The organism is Dyella ginsengisoli LA-4, from assembly GCF_000334915.1.
Classification (GTDB): domain Bacteria; phylum Pseudomonadota; class Gammaproteobacteria; order Xanthomonadales; family Rhodanobacteraceae; genus Dyella_A; species Dyella_A ginsengisoli_A.
This window is the reverse complement of sequence record NZ_AMSF01000033.1, coordinates 158114-177266: the sequence shown is the minus strand read 5'-3', so window position 1 is coordinate 177266 and position 19153 is coordinate 158114. Positions and strand designations below refer to the sequence as shown.

Annotated in this window: 23 protein-coding genes; 9 read left to right on the top strand and 14 right to left on the bottom strand. The window is 68.9% G+C overall.

Annotation, left to right across the window (positions count from 1 at the left end):
- The coding region (locus C693_RS0109995) for a hypothetical protein (protein ID WP_157798590.1) at positions 1-419 on the top strand (419 nt) is incomplete at its 5' end.
- Position 420: 1 nt separating this feature from the next.
- Here C693_RS0109995 and C693_RS0109990 read toward each other — a convergent pair.
- A complete protein-coding gene (locus C693_RS0109990) occupies positions 421-1224 on the bottom strand; it encodes an inositol monophosphatase family protein (RefSeq protein WP_026107321.1) in 804 nt (267 codons plus the stop codon).
- A gap of 124 nt (positions 1225-1348) precedes the next feature.
- On the opposite strand from C693_RS0109990, the gene C693_RS0109985 reads away from it, so the two are divergent.
- The gene (locus tag C693_RS0109985; protein WP_017462131.1) at positions 1349-2113 is read left to right on the top strand and encodes an RNA methyltransferase; all 765 of its coding nucleotides are present in this window, start codon (positions 1349-1351) and stop codon (positions 2111-2113) included.
- A gap of 1 nt (position 2114) precedes the next feature.
- On the opposite strand, the gene C693_RS21510 is transcribed toward C693_RS0109985, so the two are convergent.
- Both C693_RS21510 and C693_RS0109975 read right to left on the bottom strand, forming a co-directional pair.
- A complete protein-coding gene (locus C693_RS21510) occupies positions 2115-2732 on the bottom strand; it encodes an exopolysaccharide biosynthesis protein (protein WP_017462130.1) in 618 nt (205 codons plus the stop codon).
- Positions 2733-2749: 17 nt separating this feature from the next.
- Complete coding sequence (locus tag C693_RS0109975) at positions 2750-4087, bottom strand: hemolysin family protein (protein WP_017462129.1); 1338 nt, start codon at positions 4085-4087, stop codon at positions 2750-2752.
- 140 nt (positions 4088-4227) lie between these two features.
- Between C693_RS0109975 and C693_RS0109970 the strand changes: the two genes are divergently transcribed.
- Together C693_RS0109970 and C693_RS0109965 are read left to right on the top strand one after the other, a co-directional pair.
- On the top strand, positions 4228-4857 hold the full coding sequence (locus tag C693_RS0109970; protein WP_017462128.1) for a DUF47 domain-containing protein: 630 nt from the start codon (positions 4228-4230) through the stop codon (positions 4855-4857).
- A gap of 48 nt (positions 4858-4905) precedes the next feature.
- Positions 4906-6030, top strand: a complete 1125-nt coding sequence (locus C693_RS0109965) for an inorganic phosphate transporter (RefSeq protein ID WP_017462127.1) — start codon at positions 4906-4908, stop codon at positions 6028-6030.
- Positions 6031-6103: 73 nt separating this feature from the next.
- Here the strand turns inward: C693_RS0109965 and C693_RS0109960 are convergent, their stop codons facing one another.
- Positions 6104-6508 (bottom strand): hypothetical protein, encoded by a 405-nt coding sequence (locus C693_RS0109960; RefSeq protein ID WP_017462126.1) that lies wholly within the window; start codon positions 6506-6508, stop codon positions 6104-6106.
- Positions 6509-6560: 52 nt separating this feature from the next.
- On the opposite strand from C693_RS0109960, the gene C693_RS0109955 reads away from it, so the two are divergent.
- Positions 6561-6923, top strand: a complete 363-nt coding sequence (locus C693_RS0109955; protein ID WP_430536803.1) for an MGMT family protein — start codon at positions 6561-6563, stop codon at positions 6921-6923.
- Between the two features lie 74 nt (positions 6924-6997).
- Positions 6998-8812, top strand: a complete 1815-nt coding sequence (gene recQ, locus C693_RS0109950; protein ID WP_026107319.1) for a DNA helicase RecQ — start codon at positions 6998-7000, stop codon at positions 8810-8812.
- 6 nt (positions 8813-8818) lie between these two features.
- On the opposite strand, the gene C693_RS0109945 is transcribed toward recQ, so the two are convergent.
- Complete coding sequence (locus tag C693_RS0109945) at positions 8819-9079, bottom strand: hypothetical protein (protein WP_017462123.1); 261 nt, start codon at positions 9077-9079, stop codon at positions 8819-8821.
- A 225-nt stretch (positions 9080-9304) separates the two neighbouring features.
- Between C693_RS0109945 and C693_RS0109940 the strand changes: the two genes are divergently transcribed.
- Positions 9305-10342 carry a LacI family DNA-binding transcriptional regulator gene (locus C693_RS0109940; RefSeq protein ID WP_043598611.1) on the top strand — a complete coding sequence of 346 codons (1038 nt, stop codon included), beginning with the start codon at positions 9305-9307 and terminating at the stop codon, positions 10340-10342.
- 13 nt (positions 10343-10355) lie between these two features.
- Here the strand turns inward: C693_RS0109940 and C693_RS0109935 are convergent, their stop codons facing one another.
- The 3 genes from C693_RS0109935 to C693_RS23670 all read right to left on the bottom strand — a co-directional run bounded on the left by C693_RS0109935 (position 10356) and on the right by C693_RS23670 (position 12648).
- Positions 10356-11882: a cryptochrome/photolyase family protein gene (locus tag C693_RS0109935; protein WP_017462121.1), complete on the bottom strand. Its 1527-nt coding sequence runs from the start codon at positions 11880-11882 to the stop codon at positions 10356-10358.
- Positions 11879-12043: a DUF2256 domain-containing protein gene (locus C693_RS23025; protein ID WP_083868281.1), complete on the bottom strand. Its 165-nt coding sequence runs from the start codon at positions 12041-12043 to the stop codon at positions 11879-11881. The genes C693_RS0109935 and C693_RS23025 overlap by 4 nt, the downstream gene beginning before the upstream one ends.
- 230 nt (positions 12044-12273) lie before the next feature.
- Positions 12274-12648, bottom strand: coding sequence for a hypothetical protein (locus tag C693_RS23670; RefSeq protein ID WP_017462120.1), 375 nt, complete (start codon positions 12646-12648; stop codon positions 12274-12276).
- Between the two features lie 226 nt (positions 12649-12874).
- On the opposite strand from C693_RS23670, the gene C693_RS0109925 reads away from it, so the two are divergent.
- The gene (locus C693_RS0109925) at positions 12875-13711 is read left to right on the top strand and encodes a transporter (RefSeq protein WP_017462119.1); all 837 of its coding nucleotides are present in this window, start codon (positions 12875-12877) and stop codon (positions 13709-13711) included.
- A gap of 128 nt (positions 13712-13839) precedes the next feature.
- Here the strand turns inward: C693_RS0109925 and C693_RS0109920 are convergent, their stop codons facing one another.
- Positions 13840-14295 carry a ferritin-like domain-containing protein gene (locus C693_RS0109920; protein ID WP_017462118.1) on the bottom strand — a complete coding sequence of 152 codons (456 nt, stop codon included), beginning with the start codon at positions 14293-14295 and terminating at the stop codon, positions 13840-13842.
- A gap of 28 nt (positions 14296-14323) precedes the next feature.
- Here C693_RS0109920 and C693_RS23665 point away from each other — a divergent pair, with 28 nt between their 5' ends.
- The gene (locus C693_RS23665) at positions 14324-14881 is read left to right on the top strand and encodes a hypothetical protein (RefSeq protein ID WP_157798589.1); all 558 of its coding nucleotides are present in this window, start codon (positions 14324-14326) and stop codon (positions 14879-14881) included.
- 49 nt (positions 14882-14930) lie between these two features.
- On the opposite strand, the gene C693_RS0109910 is transcribed toward C693_RS23665, so the two are convergent.
- From C693_RS0109910 to C693_RS0109890, 5 genes are all read right to left on the bottom strand, one after another.
- A complete protein-coding gene (locus tag C693_RS0109910) occupies positions 14931-15854 on the bottom strand; it encodes an alpha/beta hydrolase (RefSeq protein WP_198506859.1) in 924 nt (307 codons plus the stop codon).
- Positions 15855-15922: 68 nt separating this feature from the next.
- Positions 15923-16861, bottom strand: coding sequence for an alpha/beta hydrolase (locus C693_RS0109905; RefSeq protein WP_043598609.1), 939 nt, complete (start codon positions 16859-16861; stop codon positions 15923-15925).
- 94 nt (positions 16862-16955) lie between these two features.
- Positions 16956-17669 (bottom strand): DUF4386 domain-containing protein, encoded by a 714-nt coding sequence (locus tag C693_RS0109900; protein WP_241762656.1) that lies wholly within the window; start codon positions 17667-17669, stop codon positions 16956-16958.
- Between the two features lie 29 nt (positions 17670-17698).
- Positions 17699-18133: a DUF6326 family protein gene (locus C693_RS0109895; RefSeq protein WP_017462113.1), complete on the bottom strand. Its 435-nt coding sequence runs from the start codon at positions 18131-18133 to the stop codon at positions 17699-17701.
- Positions 18134-18235: 102 nt separating this feature from the next.
- Positions 18236-19078, bottom strand: coding sequence for an oxidoreductase (locus C693_RS0109890; protein ID WP_017462112.1), 843 nt, complete (start codon positions 19076-19078; stop codon positions 18236-18238).
- Positions 19079-19153: the final 75 nt, after the last annotated feature.

Below are 19153 nucleotides of genomic sequence, written 5' to 3'. Positions count from 1 at the left end.
CCCCCCCCCTGCTCGATAAGCAGGGACGTACCCGGGACAAATGGCTGGAGTCGGGGCATGTCAACGGGTGTCTGCGGCTCGACCCGGTGCAGGGCGGCGGCCGGATGTCGATGCGCGGGGGCGGAGCTTGGGTGTTCGCTCCGGGCGCGGCGGCGCGCCGTTTCGTGACCTGGTCGGTCCGCTCGTCGGATGGAACCGTCCGCTTCGAACTCGACCGCGCGCCCGACGCCGGCTACATGGTCGAACTGAAACCGTCTGCTTCCGGTCTGCACGGCGTGGGCGAAACCTGGAGCGTGCCGCCGGGCGCGCTCGATGCCCGCGCACCCGACGAGATCGAGGCCCGGCGCATTGGCAGGGCTGATCCATCCCGCTGTCCCCGCCTGGGCGAGGACAGCGAGGCCATGAAGGATGTCCGCTGACCTAGGCCTTGAGCAGCGTCGGCGTGGCCTGCGCGCCGATGGCATCGACCATCGCCTTGGCCACGTGCAGGTTGCCGGCGATCAGGTTGCCGCTCTCGGGGATGCCGTCGCGACCGGCGAAATCGCAGTAGCGGCCGCCCGCTTCACGCACCAGCAGTACGCCGGCGGCCATGTCCCACGGCTTCAGCCCGATCTCGAAATAGCCGTCGTAGCGGCCGGCGGCGGTGTAGGCCAGGTCCAGCGCGGCCGAGCCGGAGCGGCGGATGTCCTCGGCCTGGCCGAGGATCGCGCGGGTCATGTCCAGCTGCGGTCCCAGGTGGGCGCGCTGGCGGTAGGGGAAGCCGGTGGCGATCATCGCGCCGCCCAGGTCGTCGCGCTTGCTGACGCGGATGCGGCGGTCGTTGAGATAGGCCCCGTCGCCCTTGCTGGCGGTGTACAGCTCGTCGCGCAGCGGGTCGAAAACCACGCCATAGGTCGGCACGCCCTTCTCGAGCAGACCGATGGACACGCAGAAATGCGGGATGCCGCGCAGGTAGTTGTGGGTGCCATCCAGCGGGTCGATCACCCACTGCAGCGGGCCCTTGCCGATCGCGCCGCTCTCCTCACCGAGGATGGCGTGGTCCGGGTAGGCGCGGCGCAGTTCCTTGATGATCTCCGCCTCGGCCAGCCGGTCGACCTCGGAGACGAAGTCCATCTGCTGCTTCTCGACGACGTTCAGCCCGTCGATGCGGTTCATGTAGCGCAGGATGATGTTTCCGGCAGCGCGCGCGGCGCGCGCCGCGATCGTAACGGCGGGTCTTGGCATGGCGGGGACTTTGTAAAAAGAACGGGTTAGCGGCCGCGGATTCTAGCAGAGGCGCGGCCCGGCGGCAGGCTCGGGCCGGCCTGGACTATCCTAGGCGGCCGTTTCCGCGCCGAAGAACCGCCGCATGCCCGCTCTCGACCTCGCCCCGCTGTTCCGTTTCGTGCTGGTGCGCACCTCCCATCCCGGCAACATCGGCAGCGCCGCGCGGGCGATCCGCACCATGGGCTTTACCCGGCTGGAGCTGGTGTCGCCGCACCGCTTTCCCGACCCGGAAGCCACCGCGCTGGCGGCCGGTGCCGACGACGTGATGGGCTCGGTCGGACTGCACGAGGGACTGGTCGACGCGCTGGCCGGCAGCACCTTCGCGCTGGGCCTGTCGGCACGTCGGCGCGGGGTGAACCTGCCTGAGCTCAGTCCGCGCGAGGGCGGGGCCCAGGCGCTGGCCGCCGCCGCGCGCGGCGAGCAGGTGGCGTGGGTGTTCGGCAACGAGCGCACCGGCCTGGAGAACGAGGAGCTGGCGCGCTGTCACGCGATGGTGCGCATCCCCAGCGTGGAGGACTTCAGCTCGCTCAACCTGTCGCAGGCGGTGCAGGTGATGGCCTACGAGCTGCGCATGGCGATGCTCGGCGACGACCTGCCCGAGGCGCCGCCGCTGCACGAGGAGCCGCCGGCCGATGCGGAGAAGATGGAGCGCTTCTACGAACACCTCGCCCAGATGCTGGACGACATCGACTTCCACAAGGGCCGCACGCCGACCACGATCATGCTCAGGCTGCGCAAGCTGTTCCAGCGCGCGCAGATGAGCGAGCGCGAGCTGCGTGTGCTGCACGGCATCTTCGCCGACGCGCAGCGCATGGCGATGCTGGCCGGGGAGCGCGGTCGCGATTGAGTCAGGCGCCGCCGCGAAGCAGCAGGATCAGCACCTCGCCCAGCCCGGCGATCACGCCGGCACTGGCCAGCGTCAATGCCCAGGCGGCGATCAGCACCGCGCCGTCGCGCTCGATCAGGGCGAAGGCGAACGCCAGCAGCAGCGCGCCGAAGAAGTAGTTGGTGAAGGGCAGGGGCAGGGCCAGCATCAGGCCCAGCAGGATCAGCATGACGCCCGAGAGCAGGCTCGATGGTCGGCGCAGCAGGCCCGGCAGGCGTGGCCGGCAGGCCCGCTCGAGCCGCGACATCACCGGATCGAGCCGGTCCAGCAGGGTCAGCAACCGGCTTCGATCCAGCCGGCGCCGACCGATCCAGCGGGGCAGCCAGGGGCGCGTCGCACCCAGCGCCATCTGTGCGCCGATCGCCATGACCCCAGCGCCCATCACGCCGCCGATCCCCATCGCCAGAGGCATGAAGTTGGGGATGGCCAACAGGATCAGCAGCACGCCGAAGGCACGCTCGCGCAGCGGGTCGAGCAGGGCGTCGAGGGTGATCCGGGTGTCCGGCTGGCTGGCGATCGACTGGCGTAGCAGCCGGGTAGCGGTGGTGTGGCCGGCCGGTGCGTCGTGCGACTCGCCCATGGTTCGCGTCTGCCGTGTCAGCCGCCGCGCGTGGCGTCGTCGTCGGGGCCGTCGGTGGGTGGCGGCGGCACCACCAGCAGCTTGTCGATGCGTGCGCCGTCCAGGTCCATGACCTCGAAGCGGATGCCGCGCCACTCGAACACCTCGCCCACCTGCGGGATATGGCCCAGTGCCGTCATCACCATGCCGGCAACGGTGCGGAAATCGTGTTCGTCCTCGCCCGGCAGCGGGCCGACGCGCAGCAGCTCGCGCAGATCGTCGGTGGACAGGGTGCCGTCGACCAGCCAGCTGCCGTCCTCGCGCCGGACGATCGGCGAGCTCTCCTCGCCGGGGCTGCCGTGGCCGAGCTGAGCCACGCCGACCACCGCCGAGAGCAGGTCGTTGATGGTGACCACGCCCTCGATGTCGCCGTATTCATCGACTACCAGCGCCATCGGCGTCTCGGCGTCGCGGAATTCCTCCAGCAGATCCAGCGCGCGCGCCGTGGCCGGCACGTACAGCGGCTTGGACAGGCGCCGGAACAGGTCCGGCTTGCCCTGGCCCAGGTCGGCCAGCAGGCTCTTCACCTCGACCACGCCGACGACATCGCTTTCGTCGCCACGGTAGACCGGATAGCGCGAGTACGGCGTCTCGCGCAGTACGGCCATGTTCTCGTGCAGCGGCGCGGCGATGTCCAGCCAGGCGATGCGCATGCGTGGAGTCATCACGCTGTCCACGGTGCGGTCGCCCAGTCGCAGCACGCGGTTGACCATGTTGTGCTCGTCGGCGTCGAGCACGCCCTGTTCGGCGCTCTCGGCCACCAGTAGCCGGATTTCCTCTTCGGTCACTGCCGCGCCGCCCTTGTCGGTGACGCGCAGCAGCCGCAGCACCAGCGTGCTGCAGGTATTGAGCAGCCACACGAACGGCGAGCAGATCCGGCTGAGCACCAGCATCGGCATGCCGACCACCATCGATGCCCTCTCCGGGCTGGCCAGCGCCAGGCGCTTGGGCACCAGTTCGCCGAACACGATCTGCACGAAGGAGATGACGATGAAGCTGATCGCGAAGCCCAGCGCGTGGGCGTAGGGTTCCAGCCAGACCGCGCGGTCGCGGTGCAGGGCCTCGGCGATGTGCTCGCCCAGCGCGTCGCCTGCCAGCGCGCCGGTCAGCAGCATCACCAGGGTGATGCCGACCTGCACGGTGGAAAGGAACCGTTCGGGCGACTCGGCATGGCGCAGCGCCACGCGGGCGCGGCGGCTGCGGTCGGCCATCTGCTTCAGGCGGCTCTTGCGCGAGGCGACCAAGGCCATCTCCGACAGCGCGAAGAAGCCGTTGCACAGGGACAGGACGAAGACGAGCGCGAATTCGGTCAGCATCGCGCGGAGCGGGATCGGGAAGCCATGGGCGCAGTGTAGGGGCAGGAGGGGCCCCGGATCACGTGGCCGGGAGCGGCTGCCCGGCGCTTGGGGGCTCCTGTAACATAAGCGTCATTTTCACCCATCCCAAGGTGTCCCCGATGTTCTCTTTGCAAGCGATGTTCGGCAAAGGCGACCGCTTCTACGGCCTTCTGGAACAAAGCGCCGAAGCGGCCTGCGACAGCGCCCGCGCCGTGCGCGAGCTGGTCAGCCAAGCTGACCATGCTCCGGTCATGGCGGCTTTTACATCCAGCCGTGCCCGCGAGAAGGCGCTGGCCCAGCAGATCAGCGAAGAGCTGGTGAACACTTTCGTCACCGCGCTGGACCGCGAGGACATCGAGGCGCTCAATGCGGCGCTGTACAAGATTCCCAAGACGGTGGAGAAATTCGCCGAGCGCTACGCCGTGGTGGCCGATCGGCTGGCCGGCGTGGACTTCGCCCAGCGCGCGCTGGTGCTGGAGCGCTCCGCCGAGGTGGTGGTGCAGATGATCGGCGAGCTGCGCCGCGGCCTGCGCATCGATCCGGTGAAGAAACTGCAGGACCGCCTGCAGGCGCTGGAGTCCGAGGGCGACAAGCTGCTGCTCGCCCCTTATCGCACGCTCTACGTCGAAGGAGCCGACGTCATGCGCGCGGTGCTCGCCAAGGATCTGTTCGAGTTGATCGAGAAGGCGATCGACAAGTGCCGCGATGTCGGCAACGTCGTCTATTCCATCGTGCTGAAGAACTCCTGAGGGCGCCGCCGTGTCGACTTTCCAACCGGGTTCCCAGGGGAGCCGCACATGACGCTGGGCATGGTGATCGCGGTCCTGACGATCGCGCTGGCCTTCACCTACATCAACGGCTTCCACGACACCGCCAACTCGATCGCCACGGTGGTGGCGACCAAGGTGCTGACGCCGGGTCAGGCGGTGCTGATGGCCGCCGTGACCAACCTTGCCGGCGCGTTGTGGGGCACTGCGGTGGCGGTGACCATCGCCAAGGGGCTGATCGATATCCACGTGGTCGACGTGGGGCCGCAGCTGCTGGTCTGTGCACTGCTGGCGGCGATCGTCTGGAACCTGCTCACCTGGTGGCTGGGCCTGCCGTCCAGCTCCAGCCACGCGCTGGTGGGCGGCCTGGTCGGCGCGGCGGTGGCGGCAGCCGGCGGCAAGTTCGATGCGGTGATCTGGTCGCATGGCGGCAGCCACTGGTGGAACGGCGCCGGCGTGATCCCGAAGGTGATCGTGCCGATGGTGGTCTCGCCGCTGATGGGCTTCGTGCTCGGCTTCGCGCTGATGGGGCTGCTCTACGCGCTGTTCGCCTGGCTGGCCAACCGCACCGGCGTCCTGCGCCGTTTCGGCCGCACGCCGTTCGTCAACGCGCTGTTCGGCAAGGCGCAGATCTTCTCCGCTGCCGCGATGGGCGTCTCGCACGGCATGAACGACGCGCAGAAGAGCATGGGCATCATCGCCCTGGCGCTGGCCGGCGCCACCAGCGCCGGGCAGTTCGATCACCTGCCGGCCTGGCTCGGCTTCCTGCGCATCACCACGGACGCCAGCCATCCTTTCGCGGTGCCGGTGTGGGTGACGGTGGTGTGCGCGCTGACCATGGCGGCGGGTACCGCCGGCGGTGGCTGGCGCATCATCAAGACGCTGGGCCACAAGATGGTCAAGCTGCACCCGATCAACGGTTTCGCGGCGGAGTTCAGTTCGGCGGCGGTGATCCTGTTCGCCTCCTCGCTGGGCATCCCGGTCTCGACCACCCACAACGTGTCCGCCTCGATCATGGGCGTGGGCGCGGCCAAGCGCTTCAACGCGATCCGCTGGACGGTGGTCGAGCGCATGGTGTGGTCGTGGATCCTGACCCTGCCGGTCACCGGCCTGCTGGCCTACGCCCTGGTGCGGCTGGTGCAGGGCTGGGGCTGAAGTCCTTGGTCGAGCGTTTCGGGGGCCGGGCGCCGTGAGGCGGCCCGGCCCTTTTCGTTCCGGGCGGGGCCGGTCAGAGGCTGTCGCCTTCGGCGGCGATGGCCCTTTCGAGCTGGTCGCCCAGCGTACCCAGCTCCAGGATCACCCGCTCCAGTTCCGCAGCGTCGAGCAGGTCGTAAGGCCGGTTCTCGCACAGGTGCAGGTACGGCGAACCATCCAGGTCGGCGACGGCGAGGAAGCCGGTGCGCTGCTCCCAGTTGAAGCGCAGTGCGCGCTGGGCGTCGATGCCTGACAGCGGGCCGATCGGCGTGGAAATGCGGAGGAAGCGGAGGTCCGCTTCGTCTTCCAGCTCGGCCAGGTAGATGCCCTGGTGGCGGCCGGGGGCGACCGATAGATCGAAGCTGATCAGGTAGGGGTCGTTGTTGCGCAGCGTGTGCCTTGCACCGAGGTGCGAGCGGACGGCTTCGAAGTGACGCATGGCGGAGGCTTCCGTGGCAGTCTTGATCTCCTTCTACTGTGACACGACCGCCATGATCACGTCGCGTGAGCCCCTGACCGACGCCCAGCAGCGCATCTACAGCGCGATCGCGGCGATCCCGCCCGGACGCGTGGCCAGCTACGGCGCCATTGCCGCCCGCGCAGGCCTTCCGGGGCGGGCGCGGCTGGTCGGACGGTTGCTTGGCGAGGTGCCGGACGACGTCGAACTGCCCTGGTTCCGCGTGCTGCGCGCCAGTGGCCACATCGCCATGCCGCCGGGCAGCCGGGGCTTCCGCGAGCAGTCGCGGCGGCTGAAGGCGGAGGGCGTGGAGGTGGTCAATGGCCGCGTACCGCTGTCGCGCTTCGGTCTGGACGCCGACATCGACCATGTGCTGTGGGGCATGCCCGGCGGCTGAACGCGCCGGATGCCGATGCGGCGACGGGGCCGGATCCGGCAGCCGGGCTTGCCCTGTTTGCTAACATCGTGCGGATGCCCGCCTCCCCGCTTCACGTCCTCCAGTCCGTCTTCGGCTACGCCAGTTTCCGCGGCCACCAGCAGGCCATCGTCGAGCAGGTGATCGAGGGCGGCGACGCCCTGGTCCTCATGCCCACCGGCGGCGGCAAGTCGCTGTGCTACCAGATTCCCGCCATCGTGCGGCAGGGCACCGGCGTGGTGGTGTCGCCGCTGATCGCGCTGATGCAGGACCAGGTCGACGCCCTGCACGGGGCTGGCGTGGCGGCGGCCTACCTCAACTCCAGCCTCGACGGCGAAGCGCAGCGCGAGGTGGAGCGCCAGCTGATGGCCGGCGAGCTCGACCTGCTCTACGTGGCGCCGGAGCGCCTGCTCACGCCGCGCCTGCTCGGCCTGCTGGAGCGCACCGAGGTCGCCCTGTTCGCTATCGACGAGGCGCACTGCGTGTCGCAGTGGGGGCACGACTTCCGCCCGGAATACCGTGAACTGGCGGTGCTGCACGAACGGTTCCCGCAGGTACCGCGCATCGCGCTGACCGCCACTGCCGACCCGCGCACCCGCGAGGAGATCGTCGAGCGCCTGGCGCTGCAGGACGCGCGCCCGTTCGTCTCCAGTTTCGACCGGCCGAACATCGGCTACCGCGTCAGCCTGAAGCACAACCCGCGCACGCAGCTGATGCAGTTCCTCGACGGTCACCGCGGCGAGTCCGGCATCGTCTACTGCCTCAGCCGCCGCAAGGTGGACGAGACCGCCAGCTGGCTGGCCGACGCCGGCTTCGAGGCCTTGCCCTACCACGCCGGCATGGAGTCGGCCGACCGCGCGCGCAACCAGCAGCGCTTCCTGCGCGAGGAGGGCGTGGTGATGGTGGCCACGGTCGCCTTCGGCATGGGTATCGACAAGCCCGACGTGCGCTTCGTGGCGCACCTGGACCTGCCGCGATCGATGGAGGGCTACTACCAGGAAACCGGCCGCGCCGGCCGCGACGGGCTGCCGGCCGAGGCATGGATGATCTACGGCCTGGCCGACGTGGTGACGATGAGCCAGATGATCGCCCAGTCCGAATCGGCCGACGAGCGCAAGCGGATCGAGCGTCAGAAGCTGGAATCGCTGCTGGCGTACGCCGAGGCCACCCGCTGCCGGCGAGAGATCCTGCTCGGCGCGTTCGGCGAGACCTACGAAGGGCCGTGTGGCCACTGCGACAACTGCGTGTCCCCGCCGAAGACCTGGGACGCCACCGTACCGGCCCAGAAGGCGCTGTCGGCGGTGTACCGCAGTGGGCAGCGCTACGGCTCCGGCCACGTCATCGACATCCTGCGCGGCATCGACAGCGAGCGCGTGGGGCAGCTCGGCCACGACAAGCTCACCACCTTCGGCGTCGGCGCCGACATGGACGAAAAGGCCTGGCGCTCGGTGTTCCGCCAGCTGCTCGCCGCCGGCCTGCTGGCCACCGATCCGGAAGGCTACGGCACGCTTCGCCTTACAGCAGCCAGCCGCGGCGTGCTCACCGGGGGCGAGCGGGTGCTGCTACGCGAGGACGCGCGTCCGGTGCGCAGCGCGCGGCGTCGCCGCGACAGCCAGCTGGTGACCGGCGCCAGCATCGGCATCGAGGCCTACGAGCAGCCGCTGTGGGACGCGCTGCGCGCCACCCGCTCGCAGCTGGCCAAGCAGCACGGCGTGCCGCCATACGTGGTATTCCACGATGCCACGTTGCTGGCGATGCTGCGGGCGATGCCCAGCAACGAGGATGAGCTGGCCTCGATCAGCGGCGTCGGCGAGGCCAAGCTCAAGCGCTACGGGCGCGATTTCCTGGCGGTGATCAACGCGGCTGAATGAGCGGCCTCAGGCCTGCATCGGCCAGTGCACCTCGTCTTCGTCGGTGGCGCGCGCGTGCACCAGCGCCATTTGCGGCAGGAAGCGCCAGCGCTCCAGTCGCGCCGGGAGCCGGGCGTGCGGATAGGCCTCGCGCAGCGCGGCCAGCGCCCCCTGCTCGCACTCGAACCGCCCCACTTCCTCGCATTCGCGCAGCGCACGCCAGCGCCGTCCGTGGCGGATGATGCGGAACAGGCCAAGCAGCGAGGGGTACACATACTGCGCGAGCACGACGGTCACTCCGTGGGGGTGGGGCGGCGCAATCTAAGCAGCGGTCTGTGACCACGGCGTTATCCGTTCGCTACCCTTTGAATGGGGCGTTCAGGGATGTGATCGGCGACACGTCCCGCAGCCCCGCAGTGCGGCACGACCTTGCGCGGCAAACCCGCTAGGATTGCTCCGCGTCCGGCCCCGCCCCGAGTGGCCATTCCAATCCAGAGCGAACGCGAATCCAACGTGGCGACGAAGGGAAAAATCACCTCGCTCGACATCGCCTACCTGGCCGGTGTCTCCCAGGCAACCGTCTCGCGCGCCCTGCGCGGCAGCCCGCTGGTCAACGAGGAAACCCGGCGGCGCGTGGAGGCAGCGGTCAAGCAGCTCAACTACAAGGTCGACAAGAACGCCTCGAACCTGCGCACGCAGCACTCGGGCACGTTGGCGCTGCTGATCTTCGAGGACCCGACGGCCGACGATTCGCACATCAATCCGTTTTTTCTTTCGATGCTCGGCTCGATCACCCGCGCGTGCGCGCAGCAGGGCTACGACCTGCTGATCTCGTTCCAGCAGTTTTCGCGCGACTGGCACGCCGACTACGCCGACAGCAAGAAGGCCGACGGCATCATCCTGCTCGGCTACGGCGATTACCTGGCCTACCGCGACCGCCTCGCCGCGCTGGCCGCGCAGGGCACCAAGTCGGTGCGCTGGGGCGCGGTGCTGCCGGACCAGCCGGACGTGTCGATCGGCTGCGACAACCACCACGGCGGCCGCGCGATCGGCGAGCATCTGCTCGCCCAGGGCTGCCGCAATATCGCGTTCATCGGCGACGCGTCGAACCATTTCCCGGAATTCCAGGATCGCTACCTTGGCTTTGCCGAGGCATTGGACGAGGCCGGCCTCGAGGTCGATCCGGCGCTGCAGGTGGACGCGGAGACCACCGAGCAGTCCGGCTACGAAGCCACCCGGCAGCTGATCGCAAGCGGCGTGCCGTTCGACGCCGTGTTTGCCGCCAGCGACCTGATCGCCTTCGGCGCCCTGCGTGCGTTGGACGAGCACGGGCTGAAGGTGCCCGAGGACGTGGCCGTGGCCGGCTACGACGACATCCCGATGGCGCGCTTCGTCAATCCGGCACTGACCACCGTGCAGCAGGACACCCGCCAGGCCGGCGAGATGCTGGTCGACGCCCTGCTGCGGATGATCCGCGGCGAAAAGGTGGAGAGCACCATCCTGCCGGTGAAGCTCACCGTGCGCCGCTCCAGCCTGCGCGCCGCGAAGTAGCCCCGCGGCCCGCCTACAGGGCGTCGAGATCGGCCAGGTAGGTTTCGGCCTGCGCCAGTGTGGCCGCGCGCTCGTCGGCGTCCATCCGCTCCCAGCTGCGGTACGCCATCGCCAGCCGCGGATTGCGCGCGAAGCGCTCGCGATGGCGCGCGTGGAAGTGCCAGTACAGGCTGTTGAGCGGGCAGGCGCGCTCGCCGTGGCGCAGTGTGTGGCGGTAGTGGCAGCCCTTGCAGTGGTCCGACTGCCGGTTCACGTAGGCAGCCGAGCCGCTGTACGGCTTGCTGCCCAGCACGCCGCCGTCGGCGAACTGGCTCATGCCGCGGGTGTTCGGCAGTTCCACCCATTCGAAGGCGTCGACGTAGATGCCCAGGTACCAGCGGTCCACCTCGTCCGGATCGCAGCCGGCGAGCAGGGCGAAGTTTCCGGTGACCATCAGCCGCTGGATGTGGTGCGCGTAACCTAGCTCGAGCGACTGGCCGATCGCCCCGCGCAGGCAGGCCATCTTCGTGTCGGCATCCCAGTACCAGCGCGGCAGCGGGCGTTCCGCGCCCAGCGCGTTGAGCGTGGCATAGCCCGGCATGCGCGCCCAGTAGATCGCGCGGACGAACTCGCGCCAGCCGAGGATCTGCCGCACGAAGCCCTCGGTCGCGGCCAGCTCCACCTCCCCGCGCTCGAACGCCTCCAGCGCCGCGTCGATCACCTCGCGCGGATGCAGCATCTTCAGGTTCAGGGCGAAGGAGAGGCCCGCGTGGAACAGCGTCGGCGAGGCCCCGCTGATCGCGTCCTGGAAGCGGCCGAAATGGGGCAGGCGGTGCTCCACGAAATCGCGCAGCCACGCCTGCGCCTCGCGCCGGCTCAGCGGCCAGCCGAAGGCTTCGGCCGACGGCTCGCCCATCGTCTGCACGCCGGCTGCAACGATCTCTTCCCACAGCGCGCCCAGGTCGTGCCTGTGCCAGGGCCACGCCGGCGCCGGCGGATCGCCCGGCCACTTCTCGCGGTTCTCCGCATCGTAGTTCCAGCGCCCGCCGCGCGGCGAGCCGTCCGGCTCCAGCAGGATGCCGTCGCGCCGGCGCAGCTCGCGGTAAAAGAACTCCATCCGTGGCACTTTCTTTTCCATGCGCTTCACCGCGTCGGCGCGCTCCAGCAGGAAGTGCTCGGCGCTCACCACGGCGTGTGGCAGGCCGCTGGCGGCGAACGCCTGATCCAGTGCCTGCTCCACCCGCCACTCGTCCGCTTCCATCCGTTCCAGCCGCGTCGCCGCGAACTGCCCGACCAGCCACGGGATATTCCCGGCCAGGTCCTGGCGGTTGCGGGTGTCGCCGATGCGCAGGTACTCGACCCGGTGCCCCGCCTTCGCCAGCGCCTCACCGAACCGGCGCATCGCCGCGAAGATACCCAGCACCTTCTGCGCGTGATGGCGCACGTAGTCGGTCTCGCCACGCACTTCCATCAGCACGTAGACGACGTCGTCGTCCACGGTGCGGAACCAGCTGTGCCGCGCATTGAGCTGGTCGCCGAGAATCAGCCGAAGGCAGCTCAACGGAGCGCCTCGGAAGCGCGATCTGCGGCGCTGCGATGTCGACGGCAGCGCTCGCTGCAGTAGCGCACTTCGTCCCACACGCGCGCCCACTTCCTGCGCCATGCGAACGGGCGCTGGCAGACGGGGCAGGTCTTGCTTGGGAGATCAGGCTTGCGGCGCATGGGCGCATTACGCGTCACGCGCGAAAACGGATCTGTCCGGCTTTGCCCGCTTCGCAGGCCGGGCGGGCTTCATCGGTTCGATGGGCCTCCGGATTCGCGGTCCGGCACGGTTCGGCCCGCGACTCATCCCGCCAGATGCACTGGGCGCAGCGCGGGGTCCGGAGGGAGTGCGGCATTCCGCCTTTCGGACGTGCTGCGGAAGCCGCCACTCCGACCCGTGCGTCGATCGTTCAGATCGACTGGCCGTCCTGATCGTGCAGGCGGTCCTGGTCCTTCAGCTTGTCCTGGTCGTTGAGCTGGTCCTTGTCCTGATCCTTCAGCTGGTCCTTGTCCTCATCCTTCAGGCGATCCTGGTCCTTGAGCTTGTCCTGGTCGTGCAGCTTGTCCTGGTCCTTCAGGCGGTCCTGGTCTTTCAGCTTGTCCATGTCATGAAGCTTGTCCTGATCCTTCAGGCGGTCCTGCGTGTGCAGCTGGTCGCCCCGGGGAGCGGTCGTCGGCTGCGGGGCGCGGGGTGCGTTGCCGCCCCTGTTCTGGGCCACGACGGCGGAAGAGGCCAGGGCCAGGGCGAGCGAGGCGCCCAGGACGGACATGGTGGAGATGCGCATGGTGACGATCCTCGGTGGGTCAGGTGGATGTCCGCGACATGTCGCGGCAACGGAAGTCTAGGAAGCCGGCATCCGCGCATCTTGATATCGATCAAAGGCACGTGTTCGCCGATCACTAACCTCACGCGGGTTTCCCCATGCACGAGTTCGTCCTGCGCGAGCCGCGCCATGGAGGCACGCAGCTACATGCCCCGCTCATCTATCCATAAGAAGAAGGACTTCCGTCATGAAATACGGCAAGGCAATCCCTCTGGCTCTCATCGCCGGCCTGCTGGCCGGCGCGGCTCCGCTGGCGAGCGCGGCCGATGAAGGCAGCCCCTATGTCAGCATCGGTGCGGACTACAGCAGCGGCAAGTACGGGCTGGATACCCGCACGGACATCTGGGATGTCCCGCTGAGCGTCGGTTACAAGGGCAGTGCATGGTCGGCCAGCCTCACGGTGCCGTATCTGCACGTCTCGGGTCCCGCGAACGTCATTCCGGGCATCGGCGTCGTCAGCAACTCCAATCCGCAGGGGCGCGGTCGCGGCCGTGGCGGCAGTGGGGGCGTCACGCCCTCCACGACGGTCTCGGGATCGGCGTCGGGCATCGGCGACGTGGTTGCACAGGCGACCTACCATGCCATCGAGAACCAGGATGCGGGTTTCGGCCTGGATCTCACCGGCAGGATCAAGTTCGGCACGGCCAGCGCGGACAAGGGACTGGGAACGGGCAAGAGCGACTACACCGGTGCCGTCGACATCTACAAGACACTGGGCGCGGCATGGACGGCCTTCGGCGGCGTGGCCTATACCGACTTCGGCAGCTCCAGCTACATCCGGTTGAACAATGTCTGGAGCGCCAATGCAGGGATCGACCATGCGTTTGGCCAGGGCGACAGCGCGGGGCTGTATCTGTTCTACCAGGAGCGCGCTGCCGACACCGCCTACGCGCGCCGCGAAGCATCGCTCTACTTCAACCACAAGGTCAGCGAGCACTGGGGGTTGCGTGGATACGTGCTGGGCGGGTTTGCGGACGGCAGCCCCGACTATGGTGCGGGTATGTCGGCGCGGTTCTCGTTCTAGCGACGATCGCGTTCCTTGCCCCCGATCCGCTTCGCTTGCGGGCCGGGGGCGCGACTCCCGTTTCCGCCCCGCCGCCTGGCGGCCCGATCGCCGTCGCCGCGGACGCAGGGGCGACGGCGACGCGACCGTCAGCCGGTGAATTCGGCGATATCGCCGGGCTTGCGCAGCATCTTGTTGACCTCACCGGCGTGCAGTTCCTCGGCGGCGATCAGTTCGCGCGCGTATTCCTCCAGCAGCACCGACTTGCCAGCCACCAGTTCCAGCAGTTCGTAGTAGGCCGCCAGTGCCAGCTTCTCGTGCTCCAGCGACTCGCGCAGGATCGGCCCGATGTCGTGCTGGTGGGTCTCCAGCAGCGGCCCGATGCCCAGCGACGGATGGCCGCCGAACTGGGTGATCAGCTCGCCGGCACGCCGCGCATGCAGCAGGCTCTCGTCGGCCTGGCCGGACAGCCAGCTGACGATCGGGATGCGGTTGTAGCCGTAGATCATCAGCGCGTAGTGCGTGTAGCGCACCACGCCGGCCAGTTCCAGTTCGAGAATGCGGTTGAGCAGCGCGATGGCGCGTTCCTTGTCCTGCGGTTGCATGGCGGGCTCCTCCTTGTCGACAGGATGGATGGCGGTCGCCGCCGGTCGCGGCAACGTCCTAGCCTACTCTTCCGGCAGGGCGGTCGTTCCGGTGGCGGTGATCCGACCGGGTCGATCGCCGCTTGCCCCGGCTATTCTCTGTGCGAATGGTGAAGCTGCACTGCTTTTCCGCCCCGCCGGAGCCGCTGCGCGGCCCAATCGAGGTGATGCGAGTCATGAAGCCGATCGTTGCCGTCCTGATGTTGTCGGTGTGCTTGGCCCGGCGCATGCAGCCAAGGCTTGCCCCGCTGCGGAACAGGCGCTGACGGGTGCGTGGCAGCAGCGTGGCGACGCGGGCTTCTTCGAAGAGTTTTCCCTGCAGGTCGAGGCGGGCAGGCACGTGCTCGATTCATGGCTGCATCAGAGGCCCGACATCACCGGCGCGAGCTGGAAGTTGGTCGACTGCAGGCTGATCGTCGAATCGCCGGATGATGGGGTCGGCACGCTACGGTTCCGCGTCCTCGGGCTGAAGCACGACACGCTGCGCCTCTACGACGAGTCGGACCGCATCGAGTCCATCTATGTGCGGGTGCCGGAACAACCCTGACGAACCCGGCCTGGCCGGCGCCGCGGCGTAGCTCCACACGGCGCCGTCTTCAGTGCGAAAGCACCCCGATCGCGCGCAGCCACCGCTCTGCCAGCTCCGGCCATCGCCCGACCGGCAGGTTGGGCTTGCGCAGGCCGAACGCGTGGCCGCCTTGCGCGTACAGGTGCATCTCGGTCGGTACGCCGGCCTTGTGCAGGGCGACGTAGTAGGCCAGCGCCTGTTCGACGCCATCCACATGGTCGTCCTCCGCCATCGCGATGAAGGTCGGCGGCGTATCGGCGGTGGGGTGGATGTCCGGGCGCAGGCCGAGGTCGTTCTCGTTGCGGGTGGCGTGGTCCTCGTCCTCGTGCACCCACAGATGGCCGGGATAGATCGCCATGGCGAAGTCGGGGCGACTGGAGAGCCGGTCGGCGGCGTCCACCGGCGTGTAGGTGCGGTGCTGGAAGTGCGCGCTGACCGCCGCCACCAGGTGGCCACCGGCGGAGAAGCCGATGACGCCGACCTTGTGCGGGTCGACCCCCCACCCGGCCGCATGCTCGCGTACCAGGCCGATGGTGCGTTGGGCGTCCTGCAGCGCCGTCTGCACCTTCGGGTAGTAGCGGTGGTTGTCGACCCAGGTGGGGCCGGAATTCGGCACGCGGTATTTCAGCAGGATGCAGGTGATGCCACGCGAGGTCAGCCAGTCGCAGATCTCGGTGCCTTCAAGGTCCATCGCCAGGATCTGGTAGCCGCCGCCGGGAAACACCACGACCGCCGCGCCGGTGTTGTGTCCTTTTGGCGGATAGCGCGTCATCGTCGGTACGCTGACGTGGCTGACCTTCGGCCAGTCCGAGCCGACCGATTCGGGCGGCGGGTGGGGCAGGGCATCGGGCACGTCGCCCGGCCAGATCGGTACTTGTTCCAGTCCGGGGCCTGGCTGCCAGGTGGTCGCATGGAGGGCGGCGCCGACGAGAGCGAGCAGGGCGGACAGCAGCAGCGCCGGGGTTTTCATCCTGTCGACCTCGGTCGTGGCGGGTTCGGGTATCGGATGGCGGCAGATGATCAGGGCGACAGCACACCCTCGGTCACCAGCCACGTCTCCACCAACGCTGGCCAGTGGGTGATCGGCAGCTTGGTCGGTCGCAGGCCGAAGGCGTGGCCGCCGTGCGCATACAGGTGCATCTCCACCGGCACGTCGGCTTCCTTCAACGCGTTGTAGTAGGCCTGTGCCTGCTCCACGCCGTCGACGTGATCGTCCTCGGCCATCACGATGAAGGTCGGTGGAGTGCGCCTGTTCACGGGGACGTTGCGGTTGAAGCCTTCCGGGGCGGCGAGGTGACCGGGGTAGACCGCGACGGCGAAGTCAGGGCGTGCACTGAGCCGGTCGGCAGCGTCGACCGGCTTGTAAACCGGCAGGTCGTAGTTCGTGCTGGCCTGCGCCACCAGGTATCCGCCGGCGGAGAAGCCGAGTACGCCGATCCGGTGCGGGTCGATGTGCCAGGCCGACGCCTGCTGGCGCACCAGCCGGATCGTGCGCTGCGCGTCCTGCAGGGCCGGCACCGGGATCGCGAAGTTGTGCGCGCGGCAGTCGCAGTGCCAGTCGTACGGAAGGCCCGGCACCCGGTACTTCAGCAGCACGCATGTGATGCCGCGCGCTGCGAGCCAGTCGCAGACCTCGGAGCCTTCCAGGTCGATCGCCAGGATCTCGAAGCCGCCGCCGGGGAACACCACCACGGCAGCGCCAGTGTTCTTCCCCTTCGGCGGGTACACGGTGTAGGTCGGCCGGGACACGTTGTGGATCGCTTGCCACGGCTTGCCCGCCACCCGCTCGGTGGTCACCGCGCTCACCGACTCGGGCCCGGGCAGCGCCTGCGCTCCCGGGGGAGTGCCGGGCCAGACCGGCTGCTGCTTCAGCCCGTGTCCCGGCTGCCAGACGGTGGCATGGGCGGCCATGCCCCACAGGGCAAGGAGGGCGAACAGGGCCAGGCGTGGCAGTGTCATCAGGCATGTACCGGACAGGACGGAAAGGCGCAGCATGCGCCCATTCCGTGGAGCCGGCCGGACCGGATGGTGGCTTTTTCGGGCAGACGTGTCGTCAGGCCGGCTGGCGTGGCACCTTCGCACCGATCACCAGCAACCACAGGCAGGTGCCGATCTCGCCCAGCGCGGCCGGCAGCGTGACATAGCCGGCGAAGTCCATGTCGTTGTAGCCAGCGACGAGCACCTGCCCGGCGAAGTCCGCGACGTAGGACAGGCCGCCCAGTATCAGCAGGTAGCCGAGCACACGGGGGAGCTGTCCCGAGCGCACTACCAGCCAGCCGAACGGGATCAGCCATAGCCCCCAGAAGATCTGTGCGATCAGCAGCGCGTTGGCATAGCCCGACAACTGCAGCAACACCTGTGCCTGCAACTGCCCGGCATCGAACGCGTGCAGCCAGGCCGCATGGCCGAGCAGGGCGAGCACATCGAGCTTGTGCGTCAGCGAGGCGATCGACAGCGGCACGCTCACCAGCGCCAGCACCACCATCAGCGCGGCGGCATTCCGGTTCACCGCACCGAGCAACCGGTACAGCAGCAGCGGCAGCAGCAGGAACTCGACGTAGCAGAACAGGGCGACGGCAATGCCGGCGCGGTACAGCGTCTCGTGCGCCAGGATGTTCTGCACGGTGGCTGCCGGATCGCCGTGGCCGCCGGTGATCGACGGCACGACCATCAGGCTGAAGATGCCGGCGAGCACGTTGACCAGGTAGGCCGCCCCGGCCATGCGGGCCAGTCGGCGGGTGGACCGGGGGCTTTCATCCATGACCATGCGGGGGCTCCGAGGCACGAAGAAGGCGATCAGGCCGCCGCGGGGGCGCGTCGTGGCCAGCACCACGCCACCCACACGATGCCCAGCGAGAGCAGCACTTCGATCACGCCGAAGAACAGGTAGAACCGCCAGGCGCCGGGCATCGTCAGCAGCATGATCGCGGCGTAGGCCAGCCCGAACAGCACGCTCGCCCATCGCGCCACGGCCGCCGGCAGCAGCAGCGCCGCGCAGACCATCAGGGCCGGGATCGCCATCATCGCCGAGGTGCCCAGCAGCACGCCCTGGGTGACTGCGCCGAGCGGTTCCATCCGGCCCGCCAGCATCCCGCCGAGCTTGCCCGGCACGTACAGGCCGAAATAATCGCCGTAGACGTAGCAGAACATCAGCGAGGCCCACAGGCCGGCGAGCTTCAGGCGCGGGCTCGTCGGCGGGTCGTGCAGCGGGGGGCGTGGCGGGTGGGGCATGGCGGCGTCCTGCGGCAGGGTCGGAGGTTCCGAATACCTGTCAGCGTAGGCCCGCCGGTCCGATGGCCGGATGTGGCGGAGGTCATGTGCCTGGCGTCGTGTTCAAGCTGCGTCGTCGAACGCCGTCGCCGTACCGACTGGCGCCCACGCCGCGAGCTCGCGCAGCATCTGCTCGGCGTGTGCGCGCACTGCGTCGTGGGCATCCTGGCCCAGCTGGAGGCGCAGCGGCGTGTGTTCGGCGCGCAGCGCCTGGTCGATCGCTGCGGCAGCCTTCGCCGGATCGCCGGCCTGGGTGGCATGCATGGCATGGGCGAAGGTACGCGTGGCGCCGACGGTGTCGCGGTAGGCGTCCAGCTCGGGCATGTGTTTCATCGCCGTGCCGGCGAGGTTGGTGCGGAACGCGCCCGGCTCGACGATCAGCACCCTGATGCCGAACGGCGCGACCTCGGCGGCCAGTGCCTCGGACAGGCCTTCCAGCGCAAACTTGCTCGCCGAGTAGGCGCCGAAGCCGGCGAAGGACAGCTGCCCGCCCATGCTGGAGATGTTGACGATGGCGCCCGCCCCCTGGCTGCGCAGTTGCGGCAGGACGGCGCGGATCACCGCCGCGGCGCCGAAGAAATTGGTGTCCATTTGCGCCCGCAGTTCGCCGTCCGGCGTCTCCTCCACCGCGCCGACGATGCCGTAGCCGGCGTTGTTGACCAGTACGTCGATCCGCCCGAAGCAGGCGACCGCGGCCGCCACGGCGGCTTCGGCATCGCCGTCGCGGGTGACGTCGAGCGGCTGCACCAGCACGCGCTCGGGTGACAGCGCCGCCAGGCCGGCGAGCTTGCCGGTGTCGCGCGCGGTGGCGACCACGCGGTGGCCCTGCGCCAGCGCGTACTGGGCGAAGGCCTCGCCGAAGCCGCTGGATGCGCCGGTGATGAACCAGACCTGGGACGTTGCCATGGGAATGCTCCTGATGCGGCACCGGGATGGCGCCTTCGGGAGACACGATGCGCGCCGGGGTACTGTTTGATAATC

Bases quoted from the DNA above. Each gene is read 5' to 3' on its own strand.
- C693_RS0109990 (WP_026107321.1), bottom strand. From the start codon at position 1,224: ATGCCAAGACCCGCCGTTACGATCGCGGCGCGCGCCGCGCGCGCTGCC.
- C693_RS0109985 (WP_017462131.1), top strand. From the start codon at position 1,349: ATGCCCGCTCTCGACCTCGCCCCGCTGTTCCGTTTCGTGCTGGTGCGC.
- C693_RS21510 (WP_017462130.1), bottom strand. From the start codon at position 2,732: ATGGGCGAGTCGCACGACGCACCGGCCGGCCACACCACCGCTACCCGG.
- C693_RS0109975 (WP_017462129.1), bottom strand. From the start codon at position 4,087: ATGCTGACCGAATTCGCGCTCGTCTTCGTCCTGTCCCTGTGCAACGGC.
- C693_RS0109970 (WP_017462128.1), top strand. From the start codon at position 4,228: ATGTTCTCTTTGCAAGCGATGTTCGGCAAAGGCGACCGCTTCTACGGC.
- C693_RS0109965 (WP_017462127.1), top strand. From the start codon at position 4,906: ATGACGCTGGGCATGGTGATCGCGGTCCTGACGATCGCGCTGGCCTTC.
- C693_RS0109960 (WP_017462126.1), bottom strand. From the start codon at position 6,508: ATGCGTCACTTCGAAGCCGTCCGCTCGCACCTCGGTGCAAGGCACACG.
- C693_RS0109955 (WP_430536803.1), top strand. From the start codon at position 6,561: ATGATCACGTCGCGTGAGCCCCTGACCGACGCCCAGCAGCGCATCTAC.
- recQ (WP_026107319.1), top strand. From the start codon at position 6,998: ATGCCCGCCTCCCCGCTTCACGTCCTCCAGTCCGTCTTCGGCTACGCC.
- C693_RS23025 (WP_083868281.1), bottom strand. From the start codon at position 12,043: ATGCGCCGCAAGCCTGATCTCCCAAGCAAGACCTGCCCCGTCTGCCAG.
- C693_RS23670 (WP_017462120.1), bottom strand. From the start codon at position 12,648: ATGCGCATCTCCACCATGTCCGTCCTGGGCGCCTCGCTCGCCCTGGCC.
- C693_RS0109925 (WP_017462119.1), top strand. From the start codon at position 12,875: ATGAAATACGGCAAGGCAATCCCTCTGGCTCTCATCGCCGGCCTGCTG.
- C693_RS0109920 (WP_017462118.1), bottom strand. From the start codon at position 14,295: ATGCAACCGCAGGACAAGGAACGCGCCATCGCGCTGCTCAACCGCATT.
- C693_RS23665 (WP_157798589.1), top strand. From the start codon at position 14,324: ATGGCGGTCGCCGCCGGTCGCGGCAACGTCCTAGCCTACTCTTCCGGC.
- C693_RS0109905 (WP_043598609.1), bottom strand. From the start codon at position 16,861: ATGACACTGCCACGCCTGGCCCTGTTCGCCCTCCTTGCCCTGTGGGGC.
- C693_RS0109900 (WP_241762656.1), bottom strand. From the start codon at position 17,669: ATGGTCATGGATGAAAGCCCCCGGTCCACCCGCCGACTGGCCCGCATG.
- C693_RS0109895 (WP_017462113.1), bottom strand. From the start codon at position 18,133: ATGCCCCACCCGCCACGCCCCCCGCTGCACGACCCGCCGACGAGCCCG.
- C693_RS0109890 (WP_017462112.1), bottom strand. From the start codon at position 19,078: ATGGCAACGTCCCAGGTCTGGTTCATCACCGGCGCATCCAGCGGCTTC.